Annotated in this window: 14 protein-coding genes; 12 read left to right on the plus strand and 2 right to left on the minus strand. The window is 72.0% G+C overall.

What is annotated here, in order from left to right; genetic code table 11:
* Positions 1–65: 65 nt before the first annotated feature.
* The 12 genes from AB0J71_RS08945 to AB0J71_RS09000 all read left to right on the plus strand — a co-directional run bounded on the left by AB0J71_RS08945 (position 66) and on the right by AB0J71_RS09000 (position 10,328).
* On the plus strand, positions 66–743 hold the full coding sequence (locus tag AB0J71_RS08945) for a hypothetical protein (RefSeq protein ID WP_364413504.1): 678 nt from the start codon (positions 66–68) through the stop codon (positions 741–743).
* Position 744: 1 nt separating this feature from the next.
* Positions 745–1,461, plus strand: coding sequence for a hypothetical protein (locus AB0J71_RS08950; RefSeq protein WP_352325812.1), 717 nt, complete (start codon positions 745–747; stop codon positions 1,459–1,461).
* Complete coding sequence (locus AB0J71_RS08955) at positions 1,458–2,753, plus strand: ATPase, T2SS/T4P/T4SS family (RefSeq protein ID WP_352325813.1); 1,296 nt, start codon at positions 1,458–1,460, stop codon at positions 2,751–2,753. Before AB0J71_RS08950 ends, AB0J71_RS08955 begins: the two co-directional genes overlap by 4 nt.
* Before the next feature lie 2 nt (positions 2,754–2,755).
* Positions 2,756–3,604, plus strand: a complete 849-nt coding sequence (locus tag AB0J71_RS08960; protein ID WP_352325815.1) for a type II secretion system F family protein — start codon at positions 2,756–2,758, stop codon at positions 3,602–3,604.
* Positions 3,597–4,517, plus strand: coding sequence for a type II secretion system protein (locus tag AB0J71_RS08965; protein WP_352325817.1), 921 nt, complete (start codon positions 3,597–3,599; stop codon positions 4,515–4,517). Before AB0J71_RS08960 ends, AB0J71_RS08965 begins: the two co-directional genes overlap by 8 nt.
* The gene (locus AB0J71_RS08970; RefSeq protein ID WP_352325818.1) at positions 4,517–4,750 is read left to right on the plus strand and encodes a hypothetical protein; all 234 of its coding nucleotides are present in this window, start codon (positions 4,517–4,519) and stop codon (positions 4,748–4,750) included. Before AB0J71_RS08965 ends, AB0J71_RS08970 begins: the two co-directional genes overlap by 1 nt.
* Positions 4,734–5,156 (plus strand): TadE family protein, encoded by a 423-nt coding sequence (locus tag AB0J71_RS08975; RefSeq protein WP_352325819.1) that lies wholly within the window; start codon positions 4,734–4,736, stop codon positions 5,154–5,156. Before AB0J71_RS08970 ends, AB0J71_RS08975 begins: the two co-directional genes overlap by 17 nt.
* Positions 5,153–5,548 carry a TadE family protein gene (locus AB0J71_RS08980; RefSeq protein ID WP_352325820.1) on the plus strand — a complete coding sequence of 132 codons (396 nt, stop codon included), beginning with the start codon at positions 5,153–5,155 and terminating at the stop codon, positions 5,546–5,548. The genes AB0J71_RS08975 and AB0J71_RS08980 overlap by 4 nt, the downstream gene beginning before the upstream one ends.
* Positions 5,545–5,955 carry a flp pilus-assembly TadE/G-like family protein gene (locus AB0J71_RS08985; RefSeq protein ID WP_352325822.1) on the plus strand — a complete coding sequence of 137 codons (411 nt, stop codon included), beginning with the start codon at positions 5,545–5,547 and terminating at the stop codon, positions 5,953–5,955. The genes AB0J71_RS08980 and AB0J71_RS08985 overlap by 4 nt, the downstream gene beginning before the upstream one ends.
* Before the next feature lie 70 nt (positions 5,956–6,025).
* Positions 6,026–8,782: a BTAD domain-containing putative transcriptional regulator gene (locus tag AB0J71_RS08990; RefSeq protein ID WP_364413506.1), complete on the plus strand. Its 2,757-nt coding sequence runs from the start codon at positions 6,026–6,028 to the stop codon at positions 8,780–8,782.
* Positions 8,779–9,399 (plus strand): hypothetical protein, encoded by a 621-nt coding sequence (locus tag AB0J71_RS08995; RefSeq protein WP_352325824.1) that lies wholly within the window; start codon positions 8,779–8,781, stop codon positions 9,397–9,399. The genes AB0J71_RS08990 and AB0J71_RS08995 overlap by 4 nt, the downstream gene beginning before the upstream one ends.
* Positions 9,396–10,328, plus strand: a complete 933-nt coding sequence (locus AB0J71_RS09000; protein WP_352325825.1) for a hypothetical protein — start codon at positions 9,396–9,398, stop codon at positions 10,326–10,328. The genes AB0J71_RS08995 and AB0J71_RS09000 overlap by 4 nt, the downstream gene beginning before the upstream one ends.
* A gap of 98 nt (positions 10,329–10,426) precedes the next feature.
* Here the strand turns inward: AB0J71_RS09000 and AB0J71_RS09005 are convergent, their stop codons facing one another.
* Positions 10,427–10,858 carry a MarR family transcriptional regulator gene (locus AB0J71_RS09005; protein ID WP_364413508.1) on the minus strand — a complete coding sequence of 144 codons (432 nt, stop codon included), beginning with the start codon at positions 10,856–10,858 and terminating at the stop codon, positions 10,427–10,429.
* A gap of 163 nt (positions 10,859–11,021) precedes the next feature.
* Complete coding sequence (locus AB0J71_RS09010; RefSeq protein ID WP_364413510.1) at positions 11,022–11,921, minus strand: hypothetical protein; 900 nt, start codon at positions 11,919–11,921, stop codon at positions 11,022–11,024.
* Positions 11,922–11,951 lie beyond the last annotated feature (30 nt).

Consider the following 11,951-nt stretch of genomic DNA (forward strand, 5'->3'; position numbering starts at 1 on the left):
GGCCCACCCGGGCGCCCCACATAATGGGCGTGAATTCCGCATTTCACAATGGGAGCCCCCCACCCATGAGGACCAGTGAAAAACCTGTCGCCGACAACGCGGCGGCGGGGTTGTCCGGCCCGGCCTCGCGCAAGCTCCCCGTGCCCCCACGCGAACGCAAGCCGGCCCTCGCCGCGCTGGCGGTGCTGCTCATACTCGGCGGCGCGCTGGCCACCACGCTGCTCGTGCTGCGCAGCGGCGACCGCGTCTCCGCCATCAGGGTCACCCAGCAGGTCGGCGCGGGCCAGAAGTTCGTGGACGGCATGCTCGAAGAGGTGAAGGTCGCCTCGGACACGGGCGTCGACTACGTCCCCTGGTCCCGGCGCTCGGAGGTGACCCAGAGCTTCGCCGCGGTCACGATCCTGCCGGGCACCCTGCTGACCAACCAGATGGGCAGCAAGGCCAGCGACGAACTGGGCCCGGGAAAGGCGACCGTCGGCCTCGCCCTCAAACCCGGCCAAATGCCCGCCGGCATTCAACAGGGCGACCGCGTCCAGGTCGTGTACGTGCCGAACCGGACGGCTCAGGGGCAAAGTCGCGTACTCGCCGAGAGCGCGCTCGTGTTCAGCGCGGGCGACAAGAACCGAACGGGCGGTAATTCCGGGCAGATCACCGTGATCGTCGATTCGTCGGACTCACCGCAAATACTCGCCTATGCCTCCAGCGGAGAGATCGCGGTGGCCGAGCTCCCGGGAGCGCGCTGACGTGGCGCTGATCGTTCTGGCCGCCGACAAGGGCGCGCCCGGCGTGACCACCGCGGCCACCGCCCTCGCGGCGGTGTGGCCGCGGCCCGTGCTGCTGGCCGAGTGCGATCCGGCCGGCGGCGACCTCGCCTACCGGCTGCCCGCCGCCGACGGCGGCGTGCTCAACCCGGGCAAGGGCCTGCTCACGCTCGGCGCGACCGCCCGCAGGGGCCTCGAACCCGCCCAGATCCACCAGCACACCCAGAAGATCATCGGCGGGCTCGACGTGCTGGCCGGGCTCACCCACGGCGAGCAGGCGGCCGGGCTCACCTGGCTCTGGGGCCCGCTGGGCAGGTCGCTGGCCGCCATCCCCGACGCCGACGTGATCGCCGACTGCGGCCGTCTGGGCTCCCACCCCCAGATCGCCGACCTCCTCGCCGAGGCCGAGCAGGTGCTCCTGCTCACCAGAGCGACCCTCGACCACGTCGCCCACCTGCGCGAACGCCTCCAGATCAGCAAGGCGCACGGCGTCGTCGTGATCGCCGACCCGCGCAACTACCGGGCCTCGATCGAAGACGTGCGCAGGATCGTCGGGCCCGTCGTCCAGTTCGTCCACGGGCTGGCCCACGACCCCAAGGGCGCCGAGCTGCTGCGCGGGCAGTGGGGCGGCCGGCTCGACCGGTCCCTGCTCATCCGCACGGCCCGGGACCTCGCCGCGAGGCTGGTGAGCCACCGATGATCGACCACTCCCTCGTCAAACGATTCCGCCAGGAGGTCGGCGACCGGCTGGCCCAGCAGCGCCGGATCGACCAGGCGAGCGGCGTCCCGCCGATGTCCGGCGAGGACGAGCGCCAGTTCGCCAGGGCGCTGATCTCGCAGGTGCTGGAGGAGCACGCGCGCAACGAGATCGGCCTCGGCCGCACGCCGCCCACCATCGAGGAGGAGGAGGCCCTGGCGGCCGGCATCCACGCCGCGCTGTTCGGCGTCGGCCGCCTCCAGCCGCTGCTCGACGACCCCGAGGTCGAGAACATCGACATCAACGGCTGCGACCGCGTCTTCGTCAGCTACGCCGACGGCCAGGAGCTCATGCACGACCCGGTCGCCGAGTCCGACGACGAGCTGGTCGAGCTGATCCAGATCCTGGCGGCGTACTCGGGGCTGTCCAGCAGGCCGTTCGACACCGCCAACCCCCAGCTCGACCTGCGGCTGCCCGACGGCTCCCGGCTGAGCGCGGTGATGGACGTCTCCGTGCGCCCAGCCGTGTCGATCCGCCGCTCCCGCCTCGGCAAGGTCTTCCTGTCCGACCTGACCGGCAACGGCACGATCAGCCCGGAGATCGGGAGGTTCCTGACGGCGGCCGTCGCCGCCCGCAAGAACCTCATGATCGCCGGGTCCACCAACGCCGGCAAGACCACCCTGCTGCGGGCGCTGGCCAACGAGATCCCGCCCAGCGAGCGTCTGATCACCGTCGAACGCGCCCTTGAGCTGGGCCTCGACCAGTTCCCCGAGCTCCACCCCAACGTGGTCGCCTTCGAGCAGCGCCTGCCCAACTCCGAGGGCCAGGGCGAGATCTCCATGGCCGAGCTGGTCAGGCGCTCGCTGCGGATGAACCCCAGCCGCGTCATCGTCGGCGAGGTGCTGGGCGACGAGATCGTCACCATGCTCAACGCGATGACCCAGGGCAACGACGGCTCGTTGTCGACGATCCACGCCAACTCCAGCATGGAGGTCTTCAACCGCATCGCCACCTACGCCCTGCAGGCCGGCGAGCGCCTGCCCATCGACGCCACCCACATGCTCATCGCGGGCGCGATCGACTTCGTCGTCTTCATCGAGAAGCGCAACGACTACCACGTCGGCGGCACCCTGCGCCGTTACGTCTCCAGCATCCGCGAGGTCAACGGCTGCGACGGCCGCGTGTTGTCGAGCGAGGTGTTCGCGCCCGGTCCCGACGGCACGGGCGTCCCGCACGCGCCGGTCTCGTGCCTGGAGGAGCTCGTCGCCCACGGCTACAACCCGGGAGGCTGGTGAGGATGGCGTTCGACCTCGACCCGCTGGCGATGGTGGCGGGCGCGGCCGCCGGCGGCGGCCTCTTCCTGTTCTTCCTGGCCCTGTACGGCCTGCGCCGCCGCCCGTCCCAGCCCAGACGTCCGCTGGTCAAGATGCTGACCACCCGCACCGCCGTCGCCGCGGTGGCCGCCGGCCTGGTCCTGGTGGTCACGGGCTGGCCGGTCATGGCGGTGGGCACGGTGCTGCTCGTGTTCGCCTGGCGTGGCCTGTCCGGCGGCGCGGCCGAGGAACGCGCCGCCATGCGCCGCCTGGAAGGGCTGGCCGCCTGGACCGAGTCGCTGCGCGACACCATCGCCGGGGCGGCCGGGCTGGAGCAGGCCATCCCGTCCTCCATCAGGGCTGCCGCGCCCACGCTCCGGCCCCACCTGCGGGCCATGGTCGACCGCCTGCACACCCGGATGGCGCTGCCGGAGGCGCTGTCCCGCTTCGCCGACGAGCTCGACGACCCCTCGGCCGACCTGGTGATCGCCGCGCTCATCCTCAACTCCCGGCTGCGCGGCCCCGGCCTGCGCGACGTGCTCGGCGCGCTCGCCGTCTCGGCCCGCGAAGAGCTCGACATGCGCCGCCGCGTCGAGGCCGAACGCCGCTCGACCAGGCGCAGCGTGCAGATCGTGGTGATCACGGCACTGGTCTTCGCCGGGCTGCTCATCCTGTTCAACCCCGCCTACGTCAGCGAGTACGGCTCCACCCTCGGCCAGGCCGTGCTCGTGGTCGTCGGCGGCCTGTTCGGCGCCGGGTTCGCGTGGATGCGGCGGCTGGCCAGGTTCGACAAGCCGACCCGGCTGCTGATGGGGGGAGGCGGCCATGGTTGAGGGCGTGCTGGCCGGGGCGGTGCTCGGCCTCGGCCTGTTCGTGCTGGTCCGCGCGTTGTTCCCGGCCCGTCCCGGGCTGGTGGCGCGGCTGCTGGCGCTCGACGCCGTGCGCGAGGACGCAGGCGCCCCGCACATCCGGCTCCTGCTGCCCGACGAGGAGGTCAGCGCGTTCCGCCGCGGTCTCGGCGCCCGCCTGGCCCGCCTCTACGGCGCCCGCGGCTGGGAGGCCCGCTCGGTCAAGTCCGACCTGGCCCTGCTCGGCCGCTCGTTCGAGGCGTTCCTGGCCACCAAGGTGCTGCTCGCCGCGAGCGGCCTGCTGGCCTTCCCGATCCTGCTCGGCTGGCTGGCGCTCATGGGGTGGGGCGTGTCGTTCACGGTGCCGTTCTGGTCGGCCGTGCTCGTGGCGCTGCTCTTCTTCTTCCTGCCCGACCTGCAGATCCGCAAGGAGGCCGCGGCCATGCGACGCGACTTCCGGCACGTCGTGGGCGCCTTCCTCGACCTGGTCTCGATGAACCTGGCGGGCGGGCGCGGCGTGCCCGAGGCGCTGATGATGGCCGTGTCGGTCAGCGGCGAGCAGCCCAACTGGGCGATGGGCCGCATCCGCGACGCGCTCGGCGGCGCCAGGATCGTCGGCATCACCCCGTGGCAGGCGCTCGGCCAGCTCGGCGAGGAGATCAACGTCGACGAGCTGCGCGACCTGTCGGCCGCGCTCGGCCTGGTGGCCGACGACGGCGCCAAGGTGCGCGCCTCGCTCACCGCCAGGGCCGCCACCCTGCGCCGGCGCGAACTGGCCGAGATCGAGGGACGCGCGGGCGAACGTTCGCAGTCGATGCTCGTGGCCCAGCTCCTCCTGTGCGCCGGTTTCGTGATCTTTCTCAGTTTTCCCGCCGCGATGAAGATGTTGGGGGCCTGATGAACCATCCCTGGATCGTCTATCTCACCGCCTACCTGGGGGTGCGGATCCAGCGCGCCCGCACCGCGCCCAGCAGGGGCGCCTCCGCCGTCGAATGGGTGATCATCACGGCCATCATCGCGGGCGTCGCGCTCGGGCTGGCCACGCTGATCAAGACCCTGGTCGAGCAGAAGTCCAGCGAGATCCAGGGCACGTTCGGCGGTGGCGGCGGCGGTGGTGGCGCGGACTCGTGAGCGGGGCGCGACCGTGATCGAGCTGGCGTTGCTGATGCCGGTCATCCTCGCGGTCGCGCTCCTCGTCGTGCAGGTCGCGCTCTGGTTCCACGGTCGCCAGATCGCCGAGGCGGCGGCCAGGGAAGGCGCGCGGGTGGCCAGGGCGGCGCCGTTCGACTCGGGCGACTGGCAGGGCGCGGCCACGGCGAAGGCCACCGGCATCGTCAAGGCGGTCGGCCCGCGGCTGCTGGAGAACGCCGCCGCCACCACCTCCGAGCGCGACCCCGACCAGCGCTTCGTCACGGTCACGGGCAGCGCCGTGCAGGTCGTGCCGCTGCTGCCGCCGCTCACGTTCACGATCACGGCGACCGCGGGCGGGCCGATCGAGTGCTTCCGTCCCGACAACGGCGGTGATGACTGCCGATGAAGCCGGGCGAGCGCGGCTCGATGGCCGTGGAGACGGTGATGCTCGCCCCCGTCTTCCTGCTGTTCCTCATGTTCCTGGTCGGGGCGGGGGTGCTGGTGGAGACGCAGGGGCGGGTCAACGGCGCGGCCAGGGACGCCGCGCGGGCCGCGTCCGTGCAGCGCAGCTTCGACGACGCCGGCGCCGCGGCGGAGAGCACCGCCAAGAGCGCGCTGGACGACAAGTGCGGCGCCAGCGCCGTGAACCTGGACGGATCCACCTGGGAGGCGGGCGGCCAGGTGCAGGCGGAGGTGACCTGCGAGCTCGACCTCGGCTTCCTCGGGTTCGGCGGCACCAAGCGGCTGACCGGCACCGCCGTGGTGCCGCTTGAGCAGCTCGTCAGGAGGGAGCCGTGAAGGCGGGGGAACGGGGGTCCATGTCGGTCTTCACCGTGCTCTTCTCGGTCGTGGTGTTCCTCCTGGCCGGGCTGCTGGTCGACGGCGGCGCGGCGATCAACGCCCGGCTGCGCGCCGCCGACGTCGCCGAGCAGGCCGCGCGGGCAGGCGCGGACAAGATCGACGTCGACCGCCTGCGCACCGGCGGCGAGGTCACCCTGCTGGACGAGGGCCAGGTCTGCGCCAGGGCCGACGAGATCGTCGCGGCCCAGGGCGGCGACGGCGTGGCCCGCGGCTCCTGCTCGGTCCAGCAGGACCAGGTGACGGTCAGCGTCTCGGTGCGGTGGGAGGCGTTCTTCCTCGGGGCCCTCGGGTTCCCGGGCTCGGAGATGAACGGCGAGGCCACGGCCGCCCCGGAAGCCAGGTAGACCGATTCCCGCCACTCGGTGGCCGGGGCAACGCACGAGGCAGGACGCTGGACGGAAGAAGGGAGCGGCGATGCCGACGCGAGAGCCGACGCGAGAGCCGGCGCGTCCCCCGGGGCGGCACCAGCCCAGGCGGCCGCCTGCGCGCATCCCGGCCAGGCGGACCTTCGGCGACGTGCTCGCCGGGCTCGCGGCGCTGGTGGCGCTGGTGGCGCTGGTGGGCGGGGTGCCGTACGCGCTGCTCAGGTTCGCCGGGCCGCCGGTCACGTCCGAGATGCTCGACGTGCGGTTCTTCACCGCCGAGGCCGGGCCCAGCACGATCCAGGCCGTCCTGGTGCTGCTGGTGTGGCTGGCCTGGTTCCAGCTCTTCGTGTGCGTGGTGGTCGAGGTGTACGCCGGCGTCCGAAGGGTCGGGATGCCTGCCCGCGTACCGCTGTCGGGCGGCACGCAGGCGCTGGCCAACAAGCTCGTCGGCGCGGTGTTGCTGCTGTTCACGGCCGGGGCCATGATCGCGCCCATCGCGCGGATGGCCGCGCCGCCCGCCGCGCCGCCGGTGACCGCGGTCGCCTACTCCGCGCCGATCGTCGAGCAGACGCTGGAGACCCACAAGACCAAGAAGGTGTACGTCGTGCAGCCGCCGCACGGCCGGCACCACGAGAGCCTGTGGGAGATCGCGGAGAAGTGCCTGGGAGACGGCCGCCGATATCCCGAAATTTACCGACTCAACCAGGCCAAGGAGCAGCCGGACGGCACCCGCCTCCGCATGGCCGACCTGATCAGGCCCGGCTGGGTGCTCGACATGCCGGACGACGCCAGGAACGTGCACATCGTCCCCGCCGGCCAGTCCCGCGAGCAGACGCTGCGCGAGCACCCCGGCGTGGCCCACACCCGCGCCCAGCCCGATGCCCGGCACCACGCCGCCAAGAAGGCCACGGAGGGCACGGAGCGCACAGAAGGCAGGGCCACTGAAAAGAGCGAGAAGGACCAGGCCAGGCACCGCAAGCCCGACGTCCGCCAGGACCAGCCCGAGATCACCATCAGGGAGGCCCAGAGCCTCGACCTGATCGACTACCTGGCCGGGGCGTCGCTGGCCGCCGCCGGGCTGCTGGCCCTGCTGGCCAGGAGGCGGCGGGAGCAGTTGTGGCGCAGGGTGTTCGGGCGCCGGATCGTCCGGCCGCGCGACGACGCCGCCCAGGCCGAGGTCGCGCTCAGGCTGGGCGGCGACGCCCCGGGCGCGCGCATCCTCGACATCGGGCTGCGGCTGCTCGGCGCCGAGCTGGCCGCCCAGCACCGCACCCCGCCCACCGTCTACGGCGTCCACCTGTCCCCGCGCACGCTCGACCTGTGGATCCACCCGCCGGACGACGACCCGCCCGAGCCGTGGACGGCCCAGGACGGCGGCCAGGTGTGGCGCCTGCCCGCCCACGAAGGACGTCTGCTGGAGGAGCAGGCGGGCGGCGCGCCGTACCCGGGGCTGGTCTCGATCGGCACGGACGCGAGCGGCCGGGTGCTGATCGACCTGGAGGCCGCGCAGGGCCTGATCAACGTCCGCGGCCCGCAGACCACCGCGGCGCTGGCCGCGCTCGCCGTCGAGCTGGCCACCAACCGCTGGTCCGACCGCATGCGCATCACGCTCGTCGGGTTCGGCGAGGAGCTGACCGCGATCGCCCCCGACCGGATCAGGGCCGTCGGCGGCCTGGCCGAGGTGCTGCCCGAGCTGGAGGCGACCGCCGCGCCGCGCAGGGAGGTGCTCACCGGTCGCGTCTCCGGCAGCCCGCGCGAGGCCCACTACCTGCTGTCGGCCGTGGCGCCCACGCACGAGGAGGCCCGCCGCCTGGCGCTGCTGGCCCGCCGGGACACCGCCGGATACGTCGTGGCCGGCGACGTCCCGCACGCCACCTGGACGCTGGAGATCGGCGACGACGGCAAGGCGCGCATCGCCGAGCTGGGCTTCGAGGTCGAGGCCCAGCTCCTGCCGCGCCGCCACTACAAGGCGCTGATCGACCTCTTCCGCACCGCCGGACGGCTCGACGGCGAGGCCTATCCCGAGGCCGAGCCGCTGGAGGGCCTGCACCCGCCCGCCGTCGAGATCAAAATGCTCGGCCCGATCGAGATCACCGGGCTCGCGCCCCTCGAAGAGGGCCGCATGGCGCTGGCCACCGAGCTGCTGGTCTACCTGGCCACGCATCCCGGCGGCGTGCACCCCGTCGTTCTCGGGGGCGTGTTGTGGCCGCGCGGGGTGCAGACCATGGTCAGGGACGCCACCATCGCCCGCGTCGCCGACTGGCTCGGCCCCGAGCACCTGCACGTCGACGAGGCCGGGCGGCTCAGGCTCGGCCCCGAGGTCCGTACGGACTGGGCCCTGTTCCGCGAGCTGGTCCGCCGCTCCCAGCACGATCCGACGGCCCGCACCGTCCTGCTGGAGAAGGCGCTCGGCCTGGTACGCGGCCCGCTCCTGGCCAACCGCCCGTCCGGCCGGTACGCCTGGCTGGCGGCCGACGACCTGGAGTACGACGTCGCGGCCGGCGTGGCCGATGCGGCCCACCGGCTGTGCGAGCTGCGGCTGGCCCAGGACGAGCCGGACGCGGCGGTGGCGGCCGTCCGCGCGGCGCTGCTGCTGGCGACCGACGACGAGGGGCTCTGGCGCGACCTGCTGCGGGCCACCCACGCCACCGGGGACGCCGTCCGCATGCGGGCCGTGGTCGAGGTCCTGACCCGCAGGGCCGCCTCCCACCCGTACGGCGGCGGGATGGCCCCGGAGACCGAGGCGTTGATCGAGGAACTGCTGCCCTCGTGGCGCATCCACGTGGTGAGGGAGTCGTCCGCATGAGACGTATGACGGTGATCGCGCTCGTCCTGCTGGCGGCGGGGTGCGGGCAGGCCGAGCGGCCGTACACGCCGCAGCCGGGCCCGTCCGGCACCACCCCGGCGACCGCGCCCACGGCGGGAGGCTCGGCGCGGCCCTCCGCGGACGCGCCCGGCGTCGAGACGATCGAGGTCGGCGGCGGGAAGCTGCGGGTCGACATCGACTGGCCCGCCCGGCGCGACCCGCTCATGCGCGTGATCACCGACTGGTACCTCGCCTCCCGCAAGGTCATGGTCTCGGGAAGCGATCGATACCTGAAGGATCTGGATCTCGAACTCCAGGCGGTGCGCCAGGCGTATGACGGAGTACGCCGGTACACCGAGGAGGACAGAAGGGTGAAGGGCGTCGCCAGACTGTACGGCCTGCGGGTCACGAAGGTGCTGGACAAGGGCGCGCAGATCGACACCTGCGTGGACGAGTCGAAGGCACGCGTGGTCAGCGCGAGCAGCGGCGAGGCCGTCTCGCCCCAGCCCTCCATCATGCGCGCCCCCTACCTGCAGAGGGCCCTCGCGCACCGCGGCGACGACGGCGTGTGGCGGATCCGGGAATTCCTCTATGACAAGGAAGGATGCGCGCGATGAACCGCGTGATCTCGCTGGCCACCGCGGCCCTGATGCTGCTGGGCCAGCTCGACGACCCCGGCGAGACGGCCGGCAGCCCCATCGAGCACGGCCGGACCCGAGGGATCGAGCTGCGCAACTCCAGGATCGTCATCTCCGGCAACGGCGCCAAGGGCGGCAACGCGGACGGATACGTCCTCAAGCGCCCCTGCTGGTACGAGCCCGGCATGACCGGCGCCGAGATGCTGAAGTCGCAGGAGGCCCTGCGCGACTACTGGTTCAGGTACACCAAGGACGCGTCCGAGGAGGGGTTCCAGGACTTCCTCAAACAGTTCAAGGACAAGGTCGGCAAGGACGGACGCTGGTGGGGCCCGGCGTACGACGCCTCCGACCCGAAGGGCCAGGTCTGCTTCGCGGCGCTCGACCCGTTCGTGTTCGTGCCGCCGGGCACGACGCCGCCCGCCGGGATCACGATCCGGGAGCTCGCCGAGATCGCCAGGGCGTCCCTGACCGTGCCCGAGCCCACGATCAGACTGAGCCCCGACGCCAAGAGCTTCGTCAACCTGCCCACCTGGGTCTGGCTGGAGGGCCTGGGCGAGCGGCGCAGATCGGTGACCGCGGAGATCCCGGGCGTCATGAGCGTGACCGTGGTGGCCACGCTGAAGAGCATCAAGATCGACCCGGGCACCGCGAAGGACCGGGCGGAGGTGCACGAGGAGGGCTGCGGGGCGGCCGGACGTCCGTACGCCAAGGGGGCCTCGTTCACCTGTGGCGTGCGTTACCTGCGGGCCTCGATCGACCAGCCGCGCGAGGCGTACCGGCTCACCGTCACCACGTCGTGGCCGGTGGAGACGACGGGTGACGCGGTGCCGTTCCAGTTCGCGCCGGTCGAGGCGGGGGCGACCCGGGACGTGCCGGTCGGCGAGATCCAGAGCAACGTGAAACCCTGACGGCGGCCGGGCCGGGTCGAGGTGATCACCTCGACCCGGCGGGTCGAGGCGATCACTGCCGCCGGACGAGCCTAGGCGATCACTATGGCCGGGCGAGCTTAGGCGATCACTGCGGCCAGCGGTGCCAGCTCGGGCTGCTCGGCCGCCTCCGCCAGCACCTCCTTCAGCACGGTGTCGTGCGTCGGGCCCGCGGTGGTCAGCAGGTCGCGGCCGTTAGGGGTGACCTCGGAGTAGATGCCGCGCCGGTCGTCCTCGCACAGGTAACGCTTGAGCAGGCCGCGCTTCTCCAGCCGGGTGACCAGCCGGGTCGTGGCGCTCTGGCTGAGCACGACGGCGCGGGCGAGCTGCTGCATGCGCATGTGCCAGCCGTCCTGGCGGGCCAGGACGTCGAGCACCGTGTACTCGCTCACGCTCAGGCCGTGCGCCTTCTGCAGCGCCTTCTCCAGCTTGTCCTCGATCTTCGCGTGCAGGGCGGCGAGGGTGCGCCACCCCTGGGCACGCGCCTCCACGGCGTCGTCGGCCAGAGGCATGTGAACCCCTCTCGTTTACCAGGCGCCTGCAAATGATGCCTACGCCGTCTAACGTCGCACGACCCCCATTCTATGCCGCCACCCTTGTCGCCGGGCGGTTCCACATCGCTCGGAGGCGTGCACAGGGCCGACGCGAGATCGTCGCGTCGGCCCTGTGATGTGCTCAGCTCAGGTTGAAGAGCTCTTCTACGGCCTCGACGGTGAGAGCCCTGTCGATCCAGCTCTCGAGAAGGTCGAGGTCGGTGCATTGGCCGATCCGCTCGGCCGCTTCCTCCGGCACCGTGATGCCGCGTGCCTCCAGGATCCGCAGGACCGCCTTGGCCTCGCCCCGGGCCTCGCCCCGGGCCTCGCCTTCGGATATGCCTTCGGCCTTGCTCTCGGCAACCCAGTGGCGGACCCACTTGCTCTTAGGCTCGCGTGTTCCCATGGCCATAGTGAACTCCAAGAACTTCTTGACGGCGACATCGGGCAGCATCGTGAGAACGAGGTCAACGTAGATTTCATGCTCTCTGGGCAGATGCTCCAGAGAGTCGACGAAGGTTTGCAGGATCTTGAGGCCCTCCTCGCCCTCGTTGCCGTGCACGATGGCCGAGAGCGTGGCGAGTTCCGGTTCGGCGATGGCCTGGAGGAGGTCGGTGACCTTGGGGATCTGGTCAGGCCCGATCACGATCGGGTGGAGTGTCCAGCCGGGGTGTCCCATGTCGATGGCCCGCGCGCACTTGCGCGCCTCCTTGCGGTCGGGGCAGAAGACCAGCAGCAGGCACGGGCCCTTGATGCGGGCGCGTAGCGTGGCCAGGTAGACGGGCCAGGACCAGGTCTTCTCTTCCCGGTACCGCCGCTGTACCTCCACAACGACCCCAGCCAGCGGCTTTCCGTCAGTGAGGACGACGACCGCGTCGGCTCGGAACTCGGTCGGCTGACAGGCGGTGAAGTCCGGACTTTCCAACCGGGCCTCGTCGAATCGGGGGACCGGCACGCCCGCCTCGGTCAGCAAGGTGGCGACGAGGGAGGGGCGTTGCCGGACGAGTTCGAGGAGGAACTCATGTTCCAGGGTCGGCGACATGCGAACACATTACCGAACGCTGTCTTATCG

The organism is Nonomuraea sp. NPDC049637, assembly GCF_040675235.1.
Lineage (GTDB): Bacteria > Actinomycetota > Actinomycetes > Streptosporangiales > Streptosporangiaceae > Nonomuraea.